The sequence below is a fragment of the Streptococcus gingivalis genome, assembly GCF_035544715.1.
In the GTDB taxonomy this organism is placed as follows: Bacteria; Bacillota; Bacilli; order Lactobacillales; family Streptococcaceae; genus Streptococcus; species Streptococcus gingivalis.
This window is the reverse complement of sequence record NZ_JAYKTO010000002.1, coordinates 847356-862648: the sequence shown is the minus strand read 5'-3', so window position 1 is coordinate 862648 and position 15293 is coordinate 847356. Positions and strand designations below refer to the sequence as shown.

Genomic DNA, 15293 nt, shown 5'->3' with positions numbered 1-15293 from the left:
CATTATCATGAACTATTATAAATTTTATGCTATAATTAGAGAGAAATTTGATTTATTCTTAGAAAGAAGGCTCATCATGAGTTTACAACAGTTTGAAAGGAAATCTCTTCAAGAAATCAACCAGTCTATTGACGTGCCAAAAGGCATCCCCTTTTGGAAGACTCTTCTACTCTTTTCAGGACCAGGAAGTCTGGTAGCTGTCGGCTATATGGACCCGGGAAACTGGATTACCAGTGTGGTCGGAGGGGCACAATACCGCTACCTCCTCTTATCAGTGGTTCTTCTCTCCTCTTTAATCGCCATGCAGTTGCAACAAATGGCTGGTAAACTAGGAATTGTCCATCGTAAGGACCTGGCCCAAACAACCGCCCATCACTTGCCAAAATGGCTTCGCTATACCCTTTGGATTGTGATCGAGCTTGCCCTGATGGCGACAGATTTAGCAGAAGTCATCGGATCAGGGATTGCCCTCCACCTTCTTTTTGGCTGGCCCTTGCTTTTTTCCATTCTGATCACCATCTTTGATGTCTTCCTCTTATTGGGGCTCATGCATCTAGGATTTCGAAAGATCGAGGCCATCGTATCAACCTTGATCCTCACGATCCTTGCGATTTTTGGTTATCTCGTCTTTCTTTCGAAGCCAGATATCGGGGGAATCTTCGCTGGCTTCCTCCCTCAAAAAGAGGTGCTAGGAATTGGGCTACCAAAAGGAAATGAAGCCTTAACCCTGGCGCTTGGAATCATCGGAGCAACGGTGATGCCCCACAACCTCTATCTCCACTCTTCCATTTCGCAAACGCGTAAGGTCGATTACAAAGATCCAGCAGATATCAAACGGGCAGTGCGCTTTATGACCTGGGATTCAAATATTGAATTGAGTTTGGCCTTCGTCGTCAACTCCCTCCTCTTGATTCTTGGAGCGGCCCTCTTCTTCGGTCACGGGGATAAGATCGGTGCTTTCTCTAGCATGTACAATGCCCTCAAGGATAACCATATTGCTGGTGCCATCGCAAGTCCTTTCTTGTCCACTCTCTTTGCCATCGCTTTGTTAGCTAGTGGTCAAAATTCAACCATTACTGGGACCCTAACCGGTCAAATCGTTATGGAAGGTTTCTTGCGATTTAGACTACCACAATGGGTGGTGCGTCTCATGACTCGGATCATTGCCCTCCTTCCCGTTATCATTGTCGCAATTATATTCGGTGACCAAGAACATGTCCTCGATGACCTTCTGGTTTATTCTCAAGTCTTCCTATCAGCGGCTCTTCCTTTTTCTATCTTCCCTCTGGTTTATTTCACCTCCAACAAAGAAATCATGGGAGAGCATGTCAATGCGAAATGGAATACTTTCTTAGGCTACCTCGTTGCGATTGTCTTAACCATCTTGAATTTCAATTTGATTGTGACGACTTTTATCAAATAAAGAAACCAGCACTTTAAATCGTGCTGGTTTTTTGTTCGTCACTCTATCTTGTTCCTCCTTTTCCTAAAAATTTCCTGACCATTTTTTTAGGAGGGAATTAATTTAAATCACTAATTATTGTGAGATTTTCACAAAATCTTGTCAATGCCCGTCATACATAAATTTGTAAAATTTTTGTACACTTTTCGTTATCTGTACAAAAATTAGAATTATTGTTTAATTTATATTTTTGGAGTATAATGCTATTTGTTAGTGTCGTGAAATTATTTAACCTATAAATTATTTCAACTTCAAACAAATAGAAACAGATTTATACAACTATAGAAAGGAACATATGGTACGCCAAAGACAAACAACAACCAAGTCAGACTTACGGAATGCACTCTCGAAACTGCTCTTACAACAACCTTTTGACAGCATCACTATTCGACAATTAACCGAAACCGCTGGAATTAACCGCGGGACCTTCTATCTGCATTATGTCGATAAATACGACATGTTTGAGCAAATGAAAATGGACATGATGCAAGAATTGGATAGCCTCTTCGTTGAAGGAAGTCCTGTCAAGGTAAACTTTCTCAATGTGTTGACCGCTATTAAAGAGAATTATGATTTTATATATGCATTGTCACAATCCTGTTGCTCGGACTTTAGTAAATTGGTAAGAAGTTTTACCCTTCATGCACTGGACGATACTCCCCACGCTAAAGAACACATCATTTCAGACTTTCAAGTTCCATACAAGTATGGTCTAGAAATTTTCATCGCTACGATCGAATCTGTAATTGTTACCTGGTTAGAATCGGGTGCGAAAGAGGACCCCATTGAAATTGGAACGATCATTCTCAGTGTCTGCGACTTTGCTAGCTGGAACTAAATCCCCCAACCTTTTCCTACCCTTCTGGAGAAGGTTTTTCTTTTGGCAAATGAAAAAAGAACTGATCACCTTGTTCAACTTGTTTGTAAGAAAGCAAAAAGGCAGGATCCTAACATCCTGCTTTTAGAATGTAGACAAACTACTTTAAAGTAAAATAAGTTAAGCGATTTTGCAAAAAAAATAAAAATGAATTCCAATTTTTAAATCGATTCAAGAAAATACCGAAACTTTCCGCTGTGAGAAAAGTGCCTGAAACAATAACGTTTCAGGCACTCGGGAGTTTTGAGACCCTAGGCTCAAAACTAAGTCTTGGAACTTCGAAGAAGTTCGCTGACGTCCGTACTCACCTAAGGAAAGTTTTTTATATGACTTTGTCTTCAATCTGAAGGCAGGATCTTAACATCCTGCTTTTTCTTTATTTTTTCTTTGCCAACATGGTTGCAAATCGAAGTTGAATTCGATTTCCATTCTCATCTCGACGATGGAGGTGGCCAGGATTTTCATTGTATTTGACCAATTCCCAATCCTTGTAATACTCCGCCAATTCTCCTTCTTTAAAGGTAAACGAGAAGGGCATCTGACAAGGATAATCTTCTGTATCCATGGCACAGACAATGAGATTGTAGCCACCTGGGTTGGTATGCTCTTGCATATTGCGAATGATCGCTGGGATCCGCTCTGCCTCTAAAAACATAAGGACCACAGTTGACACGATGAAATCATAGTTTTTGGTGAGTGCAGCAGCATTGATATCATAAAGTCCTACTGGCATGTCCATATCTTCCTCAGCGACAATACTTTGTAAGATCTCAAGAGCCAATTCATTTTGATCTACTGCTGTCACATCAAAGCCATGTTGGGCCAAAAAGAGAGCATTGCGTCCTTGCCCACATCCTAGATCCAGCGCCTTTCCAGCTGGGACAATTCCCACTGCTTCTAGCACCTCTGAATGGACAGGGTTGGTATTGTACTTTTTAGGAAAATAGTCTTTTGGCTCACAGTAAAATTCTAAGTACCACTCCACATCATCAGTCGCCGCTTCGACTCGGTGCCAGGCCTGGGGCTCGGCCATGGGGTTCTCTGCTCCTGCTTCAAAAAGGTGGCTGGCGATTTCTTCTCCCTCTGCTGTCAATTCAATAAATCTTAACTGACCTTTTAGAACCGTAATCTTCCCCCAGGTTCCTACCTTGGTATTGTGCTTTCTTTGAAGAGCTTCTGGCATGGTATCCTTGGTCCAGATAGGCATGCGCTTGTAAGCGATCAATTTTTGTGTCATGTGGCTTCTCCTTATTCTTTCAGTACCCTTATCATACAGGAAAAAGCCCCTTTTTACAAGTTAGAAAAAAGGCTCCTATCCGAGAAAAAAGCAATTCTGAAACAAGTTTCAGAATTGCCTTTTTAGTTTAACGTGTATTGTATTGTTTCATGACCCGTGCGATATCCCGGTTTTGTTCCCGACGTTTGATGGATTCACGCTTGTCATAATCATGTTTCCCTTTAGCGAGTCCCAAAAGCAATTTGGCATAGCCATCCTTGAGATAGACCTTTAAAGGCACCAGGGTCATTCCTGTCCCTTTGGTTTCTTGGTCCAGCTTTTGGATTTGCTTTTTATGAAGAAGAAGCTTGCGACGACGGTCTGGATCTTGGTTCCAGATATTGCCTTCCTCATAAGGGGCAATATGGACGTTGCTGAGCCAAACTTCTCCATTTTTAACTTGTGCAAAACCATCTTTCAAGTTAATGCGTGCTGCACGGACACTTTTGATCTCTGTACCTGTCAGCACCATCCCTGCTTCTATTGTATCCACGATGGTGTAGTCATGTCTCGCCTTTTTATTTTGTGCGACTACCTTTCCTTCGCCCTTTGCCATGGTTGGCTCCTTTCTTTGCTACTTCCTTGTAAAATGGTTTCTTCCCTTTTTTCTTTTTGGATTTAGATGAAGAATCTTTCCGTTTGTCATCTCTTCTAACGGTTGAACCCTTAGAAACTTTTTTGTCTTTGCGTCTGCGATCCCTGCGATTGCCATCTCGGTCACGTCCTTTAGCCTTGAGGCCTTTTTCAACGATATCCCATTCACTTGGAATATAAGAGAAATCAATCTCTCCGGTCATCTTGTCAGCTCTTTCGACCTTGATCCGGATTTGCTGACCGACACGGAAAGTCACCCCCGATTTCTCCCCGCGAAGGGTTAGATCCCGTTCATTAAAATGGTAGAATTCAGGAAGATTAGTAATATGGATCAACCCTTCGACTGTATTTGGCAACTCCACAAAGAGGCCAAATTTCACTACACTGGAAACCACGGCATCGTACTCTTCCCCAACATAGTCTTCCATATATTCGGCCTTTTTCATAGCCTCTACTTCGCGCTCGGCGTCAATAGCCCGGCGCTCTCGACTAGAGGATTGGCTGGCAATGTCTGGAAGGACTTGTTCAAAGTGTTCTGCCACTTCTTGGGATTTACCGTATTCGCGCACCATTCGATGAACCATCAAGTCCGGATACCGGCGGATGGGACTAGTAAAATGGGTATAATACTCCGCAGCAAGCCCATAGTGGCCATGGTTGTGCTCTGAGTAACGGGCCTGTTGCATCGAGCGCAACAACATCATCGAAAGGACATCTGCATAAGGTTCTCCTTCAACCTTGCGCATAATTTCTTGCAGGGCTTCTTGGCTCATGTCACTAGCCGTTCCGTAGATCTGGATCCCAAAGCTAGAAGCATAATCGATAAACTTCTGTACTTTTTCTGCCTTTGGATCTTCGTGGATCCGGTAGATGAATGGCAGTTTCATTCGTGTAAAGTGCTCCGCCACTGTCTCATTAGCAATCAGCATAAAGGACTCAATCATCCGCTCCGCAATTCCTCTTTGACGGAGGACAATGTCGACCGGTTTTCCTTCTTTATTGACTAGGATTTTAGCCTCATTGGTATCAAAATTGAGGGCTCCTCGGCGAATCCGCATGCTTTCTAGAATACCATGCAGGGTGGCCATTTGATGAATACTTGGGACAATTTTCTTAAACTCTTGAGCCTTTTCTTCGTCGCCTGCTAAGATATCATTGACGTCACTATAGGTCATTCGGAAGGTCGTATTGATGACCGTTTGGGTAATGGTGTGCTTGACAACCTTTCCATGGGGATCAATCTCCATGATGGCAGACTGGGTCAGGCGGTCCACATTCGGATTTAAAGAACAGATCCCATTGGACAAGCGTTCTGGAAGCATGGGTACTACTCGGTCGGTCACATAGACAGAAGTTGCACGATTTAGAGCTTCCTTATCAAGTGCTGAGCCTTCTGTAACGTAATAAGAGACATCTGCGATGTGAACCCCCAGCTCAAAATTGCCGTTCTTGAGTGGCTTGATATGGACCGCATCGTCCAAGTCTTTGGCATCCGCTCCGTCGATCGTAAAGGTAATCTCCTCTCGCAGATCCAACCGCCCCTCTAAATCCTTTGCAGACGGTGCATCTGGAACCTGCTCAGCCTCTTTCAGCACTTCTTCTGGAAATTCTGAGACGATATCCATGGATTCTAACACTTCCAAGACATCGATTCCTGGATCTGTTGCATGACCGACCACATCCCGCACCGTCGCCACAAAATAATTGTGCTTGCGGCTCGGGTATTGATCAATTTCGACCTTGAGGATTTCGGTCCCTTCCAATTGGATGGCTAGCTTCTTCACATAGATCAGCTGGCTGATCTTTTGATTTTTCGAACGAATGTAGCCGGCATATTTAGGTTTTTCCTCATCCAGGACAATTTGTCCAACTACCGTTTTGATGCTATGTTCCAAGACATCAATAATCTTAGCTTCTGCTGCCGTTCCTTTGTTTCGGTCTGCTACCTTGGTAATGACGATCTCAACGGTGTCCCCATCGATAGCGTGGTTGACATCATTTCGGCCAACAAAGAGGTCTTCTTCTTCGCCTTCTAAACTGACAAAGCCAAAGCCATTCTTATGCGCATGAAAGATCCCCTTGAGGGTAATAGCTGGGGCCTTCTTTTGAGCCAAACGAAGAGAGCCATCATCTTCGAATTTCAACTCATGACGGCGTTCCATCAGAGAGATGGTTTTGACCAAGTCACGGAAATCCTTAGACCCTTCCTTTCCTAGAGCTGCTGCCAGATCATTGATCTGGGCTTTGTCATGCTCTTGTAAATATTCTTTAATACTTGTTTTCATTGATTTATTTGCTGGTTATCCAGCCTCCTTTTTTCTATCTACTTGTGTCTTTGTTTTACAAAATAAAAATAGGCAAAGACATTGTCTGAGCCTATCTTATCTACTAGAAAGTACCATTAAGATCATCGCGATCAATAACCAAAAGAAGATCATAATAGCTGTTAAACGCTGCATCACGGCTTCAAACCCGCGCGCTTTTGAACGTTCAAACAAGTCATTTGAACTTGCGTCAAAGACGTTGCTCGATTGGTTTTTTGTTGGTTGCATAAAAATTGCGATAATAATCAATACTGATAATACTAGTAAAATAGTTGTTAATGCTCCGCTCATATTCAAAACTCCTTAAAATCCTCACTATTATACCATGAAAATCATTTTGATTCAATATGTAAGGTTACTTTTCTTTCCTTAGGACAATACTTCAAGACCTCGATCTTTTCGGGATGGGTTTTGGTATTTTTACTGGTCAAATAATTCTGACTCCCACAGCTGGTGCAGGTCAATTGAACTTTAATTCGCACGTACGTCTCTCACTTTCAAATACTTTCTAAATAAGAATAAGAGGAACATCAAATCGGTAAAGGCCAAAAGGGCTGTACCGTAAAATACCCAATGATAGCCAAAATGCATGAAAATACTCGATCCCATCATTGGCCCTAATACACCACCTAAGTAATAAAAGAGCTGGTTGTAGCTAAAGATCCGAGAAATCCCTTCAGGAGGGGTTAAACGATTCAATAATGCGGAAACTCCAGGTAGTAGGGCTCCTGTCCCGATCCCAAAGAGGAAGCGTAAAATCCCTAATTGCAGGGGTGTTTGCGCTTGGGCACAAAGGATATAGAGACAGCCACTATAGAGAAGGGCGATTAATAAGAGCCGGTGATTCCCGATTCGGTCTCCCAGTTTTCCCATCCAACCTGAAAAAAGCATACTAGAGACTCCCATAGCTGAAACAATCATCCCCGATACAAAGATCAGGTTATCTCTTTGTCCCAAAGCTCGCACATAAAGAGGCAGGATCGGAGAAATAGATTGGGCGATCATTTGAATGGTCATGCTGGTCAAAAAGAGGCCCAAGAGAATATCCTTCTGCTGAATGGACTTGAGCAACTCCCAGCTGGATTTTTGTTCTTCTTTTGGAAGGGGCTCATAGTCTTCCTCAATGCCCCAGAAGGTTAAGAGGGAAACCAAAAATAAGAAGAAGCCCACCAAGAGAAAGACATTGCGCATTCCCAGATTTTCAGCAATGAGTCCCCCAATCAAAGGGCCCATCAAGGTTCCAGCTACGACACCAGTCGACAAAGTCCCTAGGGCATAGCCGGATTGGTCCTTGGGAACTTGACTGGCAATCAGCGCCGTACTATTAGGGACAAAGCCTGAAAAGACCCCATTGAGCAAGCGCAGGACCAAGAGCCAAAAGACGGATGGGACAAAGGCAATACCTCCCATAGTCAGCGTCATGGCAATGGAAGCTCTAAGCATCATGGGTTTTCGACCATAGCGGTCGGCCAGGCTCCCCCAGATGGGAGACATGATCGCAGAGGTTACAGAAGAACTTGAGACGGCAATCCCAGCATAAAGGGGAACAGCCTTGCCCGTAACACCCAACTCTTCCACAAAGAGGGCCATAAATGGGACGACTAAAGAAAGGCTGGCTCCGATGAAAAAGCACCCGATCCAGGCAATATATAGATTTTTACGCCAATTGATTTCTCTTGTGATAAAATCATCTTCTTTCTAATTGTTGTAGGGCTGCATCTAATTGGGCATAGAGGGCCGTTAGATCGTCATTATTGTCTAAGACCAGATCTGCATGGACTCTTTTTTCATCTAGCGGCATTTGAGACGCGATGCGTTCTTGGGCCTGCAGTTCTGATAAGTGGTTGCGTTCCATCAGACGTTTGAGCTGGGTTTCTTTTGATACAGCTACCAACCAGACAGATTCAAACCACTCTTCATAGTGCTGCTCGATTAAGAGAGGAATATCCATAAAAAAGAGATCGGATTGTGCAGCTTGTCTATCTCTTACCTCAGCTAGAGCCTCACGAATAAGCCTGCCTTGAACGCGATTGGACCAGTCTCGTTCACTAAGGTCTGAAAAGATCCGCTGACCCAAAGCTAGGCGATCCAGCTCTCCTTCTTTGGTAAGGATCTCTCTACCAAAATGATCCACTAGGACACGGTAGAGGGCTCCTCCTGGTGCTTGCAAATCATGAACCACTTGATCAGCATCAATGACAGGATACCCTTTTTCTCTCAGATAGGAGGTGACAGTGGACTTTCCTGAAGCAATCCCTCCTGTTAATCCGATGATTCTCGCCATCTAGTTCTCCTTTTGACAGTGGGGGCAAAAATGGGTTCCGCGTCCCCCCAGCTGGATTTTCTCAATCGGTGTCCCGCAACGCAAACAAGGCTGGCCTGTTTTCCCATAGACCTGGTGTTCTTCCTGCATGGTGCCATCTTCCCCAAAAGCATTGCTGTAGGAGCGAATGGTGGAGCCACCCTTTTCAACAGCCTGAGCAAGCACAGCAATCGTTTCTTTGCGGATTGCTTTAGCTTCTCTAGCAGTCAAGCTTTGACCCAAACGGGCTGGATGAACCTTGGCTCGATAAAGGACCTCATCCACATAGATATTGCCCAGACCAGCCACTAATTTTTGGTCTAAAAGAGCTGATTTAATGGGTTTCTTTGATTTTTTAAGAGTTGCTTGGAAGGCTGGTGCTTTAAAATCCGCTTCTGTCGGCTCTGGACCAATTTTTTTCGCCAAAAAATAGCTGTCGACAAGCTCAGGTATGAGGACTTCCATGGTCCCAAACTTACGGACATCTTCATAAACCAGGGTGCTGCCATCTGTAAAATGAAAGAAGACATGGGCGTGCTTGCGAAGAGGGACTTCGTCTGGATAAAAGAAATACTTGCCTTCCATCCGCAAATGCGAGATGAGGACCAGATCCGTCAGATAAAACAAGAGGTATTTCCCGCGGCGCCCCATGGCCCGAATTTCTTGCCCCGGGAGATCTTGACGAAAAGCATCCCGATCCGTCTGAATCATCTTTGGATACTTTACTTCCACTGACTGGATGGTTTTCCCAAGAATTAATTTCTCAAGACCTCGTCGAACGGTCTCTACTTCTGGTAATTCAGGCATAGAACTCCTTTCAAAAACAAGAAGCAGGCCTTCTGCCCACCTCTTCTTAATATTCTTTTTCGTTGTATCCGAAATCGGCAAGATCCAATTTCTTATCCCGCCAATTTTTCTTGACTTTCACCCAGGTTTCTAGGAAGACCTTGTCCCCTAGCATGAGCTCAATATCCTTACGCGCAAGGGTTCCGATCTTCTTAAGCATGGCGCCGCCTTTTCCGATGATAATCCCTTTTTGGCTATCGCGCTCAACCATGATGGTTGCACGAATATGGACCTTATCGGTTTCTTCATCCCGATTCATAGAATCCACGACCACGGCAACAGAGTGGGGAATTTCTTCCCGCGTCAAGTACAAGACCTTTTCACGGATCATTTCAGAGACCAAGAAACGCTCTGGGTGGTCAGTAATTTGGTCAGCAGGGAAATATTGGAAACCTTCTTCTAAGTTTTCGCTCAAAATATCAATCAAACGCGAAACATTGTTTCCTTGGAGGGCTGAAATCGGCACGATTTCCTTGAAATCCATCTGACTACGGAAGTCATCGATTTGCGCCAAAAGTTGGTCAGGGTGCACCTTGTCGATCTTATTGACCACCAGAATAACCGGCACCTTAGCAGCCTTGAGGCGTTCGATAATCATGTCATCGCCCTTCCCACGCGGTTCATCTGCTGGCACCATAAAGAGAACGGTATCCACTTCTCGAAGGGTGCTATAGGCCGACTCCACCATGAAGTCTCCAAGGGCTGTCTTTGGTTTGTGAATCCCTGGGGTATCGATAAAGACGATCTGTTCCTTATCCGTCGTATAAATCCCCATAATCTTATTGCGCGTTGTCTGCGCCTTGTCACTCATGATGGCAATTTTTTGCCCCATAACGTGGTTCAAAAAAGTTGACTTCCCAACATTGGGACGTCCTAAAATGGCTACAAAGCCTGATTTAAATGTCATATTATCCTTTCACGAGGGCATACTCCCTCTTATCCAAATACCAAGGCCCAGAATTTGGGCACAAAAATCACCAGTCCTGTTAGTAGGGCAAAGCCTGATACGACGAGGACTGCTCCAGCTGCCATGTCTTTGGCATTCTTTGCCAACATGGAGAAATGGTAGTTACTAGCTAAATCCACCACATTTTCAATGGCTGAATTCATAATCTCAAAAGCAATCACCAAGGTGATGCTGAGCAACAAAAAGAGCCACTCTGTCGCAGAAATCCTAAATACCAAACCAGCAAGAATTGCTACAAGGGCTGATAAGGCATGCTTGCGCATATTGCGCTCTTCTTTGATCGACGTGAAAATTCCTGTTATCGCAAACTCCAGGCTTGAAGTGAAGTCCCGATTTTTCCATTTTCGCTTATTGTCTTGTGAGTCCATAGGCTGTCAAAATCTCTTCCTGTAAGCCAAACATTTCCTTTTCTTCTTCCGGCGTATAGTGATCATAGCCATTGATGTGAAGAAAACCATGTACTGCCAAAAATCCCATTTCGCGCTCAAAGCTGTGGCCATATTCTTCGGCTTGCTCACGCGCTTTGTCAATTGAAATAAAGAGCTCACCAATATAGGTATCGAATTCTGCCATCATCTCTGCCAATTCTGGATTTTCTGCAAGGTCTTCCTCATCAAAAGAAATCTCCATCTCTGGCTTGTATTCTAAACTGATGACATCCGTCGGACGATCCGTATCACGGTATTCAAGATTTAGTTCATGACTGCGTTCATTGGTTACAAAAGTCACAGCCATTTCCTTGTCTTCTTTCCCAATTTTTTGAGCAGCAAATTCTAAAATTTCTTGCGTTTGTTTTAAGATTTCGTCAGAGACTTGACCAGTCTCATCTACCATTTCAATATACATCTGGATCACCTCACTATTATCACTTCATTATAGCATAAAACCAGCCTATATACTAGATACAGGCTGGTTTTCAATCTTTTTCTTTGCAGGACAATCTTACACCACTGTTTGCTGGATGGCATTCATCTGGGCATAAATCCCGCCTTGTGCAACCAGTTCCTCGTGTCTACCACGTTCCACAATGCGTCCTTCAGATAAGACTAAGATCTGATCCGCATCTTGAATAGTGGACAAGCGATGGGCAATGATAAAGGTGGTCCGGCCCTTTTGCAGGACTGCCATAGCCTTCTGGATGATTTCTTCTGTTTCCGTATCGATGTGAGAGGTTGCCTCATCCAAAATCAGAATTTGCGGATTCATATAGAGCGTCCGCGCAAAGGATATCAATTGGCGCTCACCACTTGAAAAGGCGGATCCTTTTTCTACGACTGGATGGTCGATTCCCTTTTCAAGGCGCTCTACAAAGGGCCAAGCCCCGACTTTTTTCAAGGCATCTTGGACCGCCTCCCGATCAATGTGATCCTGACTCATTGCCACATTACTAGCAATGGTCCCTGTAAATAGATAAGGATCCTGCAGGACAATCCCCATGTGGCTTCGTAGGCTCTCACGAGAGACTTGGCGAATATCTTGACCATCGATCAAAATCGCTCCTTCTTGAGGATCATAAAAACGATAGAGTAGATTCATAATCGAAGACTTACCTGATCCAGTATGGCCCACAAGAGCGATGGTTTGACCTGGACTAGCCTGAAAGGCAATATCTCTCAGAACTGGCTTGCCTTCTTCATAGGCAAATTGAACATCGTCAAACACGACTTGAGCTTTTTCTATCTTCAGTTCCGATGCACCATCGTCTTCTAACGGTTGATCTAAGAAAGCAAGGACGCGGCTCCCCGTTTCTAAGGATCGCCGAATATTCGGAAATTGACGACTGAGATTGGCCATGAGATCAAATAGATTAATCACATAGTTAATATTGATAAATAAGAAACCAGCCGTCACACCGATATTACCCTCTAGGAAAGAAATCCCAGCGATGGTCAAAATGCCTGCAATCACTAAAAACTTGAGCAATTCCGTCAAGGTCCAAGAAGCGATAGAATCAGCCAGGAGGATTCGATCATTGGCTCCTAACATCTTCTGGGTAGTGGCTTCAAACTCCTCCACCACACCAGGCTCTTGATGATAGAGTTGAATCATACTGGCACCATGCAAGAGTTCATTGACCTGGGTATTGACCTCGCTTCTCGCATCAAAGAAATCCTTCATAGGCTGGTCCGTCATGACCTTGTAGAGATACTGGATCCCATAAAAAATCGGAAAGACCAAACACAAGAGAAGACCCATCATAGGACTCAGGTAAAAGAGAATCCCTAGGATAAAGAGAAAGCGTACCAAATAGATGACTAAAATCATACAAGAGTTATAAAACTGGGTCCGCAAGGTCTCCGTATCATTGACAATTCTTGTCGCGATCTTCCCAGCCGGCTTATCATCAAAATAAGAAATAGGCAGCCCTTGCATGACTTGAAAGGCTTGGTCTCTCAGACTAGCGGTTACTTGATTACTTCCGTGTAGCAAGATCCGATTGCCCATGTAGCTAATCAGCTGTCCTAGGCTCAAGACCAAGAGATAGAATCCCCCCATCTGAAGCAAGTCACCTTGCCCACCACCATGGGTCAGTGCGGTCAAAGGCCCATCGATTATCTTTTGGAGAAAAAAGGGAGACAATTCAGAAAAAATGGTGGCTAGTAAGAGGCAAATAAAGCCAGCAAGAAAGACAGTTGGATAAAGCGTGATCCTAGATAATAATCGTTTCAAAACTTTCATCTTATTCTCCTTCCTGTTTTTGTTGCCGTTGGTATTGTTCATAATACCAGCCCTCTTGAGCTAATAAATCACTAGCCCTGCCTTCTTCTACAATTTGCCCTTGATCCAAGACGATGATCCAATCAGCCTGATGAACAGCCGACAAGCGATGGGAAACAATGATGGTCGTCTTGTCTTTTCGTTCTTTTTGAATCGTGTCAATAATGGCCTGTTCAGTCTTCGCATCCACCGCCGAAAGGGAATCATCTAACAGCAAGAGCTCTGCATCTCTTAAGAAGGCACGCGCCAAAGAGATCCGTTGTTTTTGACCTCCTGATACAGAAACCCCTTTCTCACCGATCAGGGTGTCCATTCCATGAGACATCCGCTCGAGATCATCCGCAAAAGCAGCCTGGGCTACTGCTTCCACCAAGTCATCTTGGCTGGCTCCTTTTTTACCAAGCGCTATATTCTCATGGATAGACTTAGAAAATAAAATATGTTCTTGGGAAACATAACCAATTTTTTCTTCAATCGAGTGTCGCTGATAGTCGACGATCGGTTGCTGGTTGATCAAAAACTCTCCCTCACCAACTGGGTACTGCCGCAAGAATTGTCGAACAAGGGTAGTCTTTCCTGCTCCGGTACGACCAACAATTCCAACCGTCTGTCCTTTCTGAATAGTCCAATCAATGCCTGACAGGCTCTTTCGCTCAGCACCAGGATAGCTGAAAGAATAGTCCTTAAACTGCACCAAATCAATCTGCTCTAGGTAGTGAGGACCATCCGGCTCCAGATCATCTGTTTCATCAATCACTTCTTTTAATTTTTTATAGGACATTTGCCCTGTCTGGTAGACCAAGATTAAGTCTGCCATCATCCACATAGGCTCAATTAAAAAGACCAAATACAGCTGTAAAGCCAATAACTTACCAAGGCTCAACTGCCCGCTTGCCAGGGACTGGCCTCCAAATAGCAGGAGCAAGACCGTCGAGAATCCAATAAACAACAGGGCTAAAGGTCCAAAAGAATACTGGATAGAGGCAATTTTGTCCCCTGTTTTGGATAGACTGGCTGTTTTTTTCTGAAACTGTTTGACCTGCTGGTCCCGTCTACTATAGGCCCGCATGACCCGGATCCCTTCGATCGACTCCAAGACCTCATCGTTCAACTGAGCGACTGCTTCCCGGTTTTGCTCAACATACTCCTCCTGCTTTCTACTCAAAAAATAGGTAGAGACGACGAGGAAGATCATGGGAATAAAGGAAATCAAGGTTAATTGCCAAGAAATGAAAAACATGGTCGGAATAATAAAGGCAAACAAGCCACCGCCAAACAGGAGCACCATCATCCCGTAACCAGCCATATCGGCCATCCCATCCACATCTGTCGTAAAGCGCGTCAAGAGATCTCCTGAACGGAATTTCTCAAAAAAGGGACGCCGCATAGCTACTAGCTTACGAAACGCTTGTCCCTGAAGGGTCGCCTTGAAATGGACTGACGACTGAAAGAGGCGCAACTGCCAATAAAAAGCCGTCAGGTAATTGAGGATGGCTGATCCTACCAAGAGGACCATATCCCATACAAAGTTCGATTGCGTCAGCGTCTGCTGACTCAAATGATCCACTAAACGCTGGATAACTTGCGTCGGGATCAATAAGGTGTAATCATAAAGAATCAGGACCATAGCGATCTTCACATATCGCCACTTGCGTTCCCTGATATACTCCCAAATAGCTCTGATCATATATTCTCCTTTTCAAAATGGCACAGAAAAACCCAAGCAAGGAGCTGAGAGCAGTCTCAGTCCACACTTGGGCCTTCTGATACCTATCACCAATTCAGTTAAGGCAGGTAAAAATGCATACAAAAAACCCAAGACAGACTCCTCCATCTTGGGTTCCATTTATAGTTTACATCGAACTCAACTGAGATTGGAGAAGCTGTGTATTCAATTGTGTCATCAAAACATCTACTTTGTTCATGA

At 44.2% G+C, this 15293-nt stretch carries 15 protein-coding genes; 2 read left to right on the top strand and 13 right to left on the bottom strand.

Annotation, left to right across the window (positions count from 1 at the left end):
• Nucleotides 1–76: 76 nt before the first annotated feature.
• Complete coding sequence (locus SM122_RS10600; RefSeq protein WP_155170010.1) at nucleotides 77–1423, top strand: Nramp family divalent metal transporter; 1347 nt, start codon at nucleotides 77–79, stop codon at nucleotides 1421–1423.
• 334 nt (nucleotides 1424–1757) lie between these two features.
• Nucleotides 1758–2300 carry a TetR/AcrR family transcriptional regulator gene (locus SM122_RS10595; RefSeq protein WP_031576432.1) on the top strand — a complete coding sequence of 181 codons (543 nt, stop codon included), beginning with the start codon at nucleotides 1758–1760 and terminating at the stop codon, nucleotides 2298–2300.
• A gap of 415 nt (nucleotides 2301–2715) precedes the next feature.
• Here SM122_RS10595 and tehB read toward each other — a convergent pair whose 3' ends face one another.
• From tehB to tetA(46), 13 genes are all read right to left on the bottom strand, one after another.
• Entirely contained in the window at nucleotides 2716–3576 is an 861-nt protein-coding gene (gene tehB / locus SM122_RS10590; RefSeq protein ID WP_031576430.1) for an SAM-dependent methyltransferase TehB, read from the bottom strand.
• Nucleotides 3577–3703: 127 nt separating this feature from the next.
• Nucleotides 3704–4171, bottom strand: coding sequence for an SsrA-binding protein SmpB (gene smpB, locus SM122_RS10585; RefSeq protein ID WP_009731435.1), 468 nt, complete (start codon nucleotides 4169–4171; stop codon nucleotides 3704–3706).
• Complete coding sequence (gene rnr, locus SM122_RS10580) at nucleotides 4134–6494, bottom strand: ribonuclease R (protein WP_195326754.1); 2361 nt, start codon at nucleotides 6492–6494, stop codon at nucleotides 4134–4136. Before rnr ends, smpB begins: the two co-directional genes overlap by 38 nt.
• A gap of 96 nt (nucleotides 6495–6590) precedes the next feature.
• Nucleotides 6591–6824 (bottom strand): preprotein translocase subunit SecG, encoded by a 234-nt coding sequence (gene secG / locus SM122_RS10575; RefSeq protein ID WP_003008189.1) that lies wholly within the window; start codon nucleotides 6822–6824, stop codon nucleotides 6591–6593.
• Between the two features lie 41 nt (nucleotides 6825–6865).
• Complete coding sequence (gene rpmG / locus SM122_RS10570; RefSeq protein ID WP_003005699.1) at nucleotides 6866–7015, bottom strand: 50S ribosomal protein L33; 150 nt, start codon at nucleotides 7013–7015, stop codon at nucleotides 6866–6868.
• On the bottom strand, nucleotides 7005–8204 hold the full coding sequence (locus SM122_RS10565; RefSeq protein WP_305366777.1) for a multidrug efflux MFS transporter: 1200 nt from the start codon (nucleotides 8202–8204) through the stop codon (nucleotides 7005–7007). The genes rpmG and SM122_RS10565 overlap by 11 nt, the downstream gene beginning before the upstream one ends.
• A 16-nt stretch (nucleotides 8205–8220) precedes the next feature.
• Nucleotides 8221–8817: a dephospho-CoA kinase gene (gene coaE / locus SM122_RS10560; RefSeq protein WP_070595256.1), complete on the bottom strand. Its 597-nt coding sequence runs from the start codon at nucleotides 8815–8817 to the stop codon at nucleotides 8221–8223.
• The gene (gene mutM, locus SM122_RS10555; RefSeq protein ID WP_070595258.1) at nucleotides 8818–9642 is read right to left on the bottom strand and encodes a DNA-formamidopyrimidine glycosylase; all 825 of its coding nucleotides are present in this window, start codon (nucleotides 9640–9642) and stop codon (nucleotides 8818–8820) included. It lies immediately after the preceding gene.
• 46 nt (nucleotides 9643–9688) lie between these two features.
• On the bottom strand, nucleotides 9689–10588 hold the full coding sequence (gene era, locus SM122_RS10550; protein WP_070595260.1) for a GTPase Era: 900 nt from the start codon (nucleotides 10586–10588) through the stop codon (nucleotides 9689–9691).
• A 29-nt stretch (nucleotides 10589–10617) separates the two neighbouring features.
• Entirely contained in the window at nucleotides 10618–11016 is a 399-nt protein-coding gene (locus SM122_RS10545) for a diacylglycerol kinase family protein (protein WP_003005463.1), read from the bottom strand.
• Nucleotides 10997–11494, bottom strand: coding sequence for an rRNA maturation RNase YbeY (gene ybeY, locus SM122_RS10540; protein ID WP_003005431.1), 498 nt, complete (start codon nucleotides 11492–11494; stop codon nucleotides 10997–10999). The genes SM122_RS10545 and ybeY overlap by 20 nt, the downstream gene beginning before the upstream one ends.
• A 96-nt stretch (nucleotides 11495–11590) precedes the next feature.
• Entirely contained in the window at nucleotides 11591–13327 is a 1737-nt protein-coding gene (gene tetB(46) / locus SM122_RS10535; protein WP_195326753.1) for a tetracycline efflux ABC transporter Tet(46) subunit B, read from the bottom strand.
• A 1-nt stretch (nucleotide 13328) separates the two neighbouring features.
• The gene (tetA(46), locus tag SM122_RS10530) at nucleotides 13329–15053 is read right to left on the bottom strand and encodes a tetracycline efflux ABC transporter Tet(46) subunit A (protein WP_195326752.1); all 1725 of its coding nucleotides are present in this window, start codon (nucleotides 15051–15053) and stop codon (nucleotides 13329–13331) included.
• Nucleotides 15054–15293 lie beyond the last annotated feature (240 nt).

Excerpts from the sequence above, each read along its gene's own strand:
- coaE (WP_070595256.1), bottom strand. The coding sequence starts at position 8,817 with ATGGCGAGAATCATCGGATTAACAGGAGGGATTGCTTCAGGAAAGTCC.
- rnr (WP_195326754.1), bottom strand. The coding sequence starts at position 6,494 with ATGAAAACAAGTATTAAAGAATATTTACAAGAGCATGACAAAGCCCAG.
- smpB (WP_009731435.1), bottom strand. The coding sequence starts at position 4,171 with ATGGCAAAGGGCGAAGGAAAGGTAGTCGCACAAAATAAAAAGGCGAGA.
- era (WP_070595260.1), bottom strand. The coding sequence starts at position 10,588 with ATGACATTTAAATCAGGCTTTGTAGCCATTTTAGGACGTCCCAATGTT.
- ybeY (WP_003005431.1), bottom strand. The coding sequence starts at position 11,494 with ATGTATATTGAAATGGTAGATGAGACTGGTCAAGTCTCTGACGAAATC.
- mutM (WP_070595258.1), bottom strand. The coding sequence starts at position 9,642 with ATGCCTGAATTACCAGAAGTAGAGACCGTTCGACGAGGTCTTGAGAAA.
- SM122_RS10545 (WP_003005463.1), bottom strand. The coding sequence starts at position 11,016 with ATGGACTCACAAGACAATAAGCGAAAATGGAAAAATCGGGACTTCACT.
- tehB (WP_031576430.1), bottom strand. The coding sequence starts at position 3,576 with ATGACACAAAAATTGATCGCTTACAAGCGCATGCCTATCTGGACCAAG.
- secG (WP_003008189.1), bottom strand. The coding sequence starts at position 6,824 with ATGAGCGGAGCATTAACAACTATTTTACTAGTATTATCAGTATTGATT.
- SM122_RS10595 (WP_031576432.1), top strand. The coding sequence starts at position 1,758 with ATGGTACGCCAAAGACAAACAACAACCAAGTCAGACTTACGGAATGCA.
- SM122_RS10600 (WP_155170010.1), top strand. The coding sequence starts at position 77 with ATGAGTTTACAACAGTTTGAAAGGAAATCTCTTCAAGAAATCAACCAG.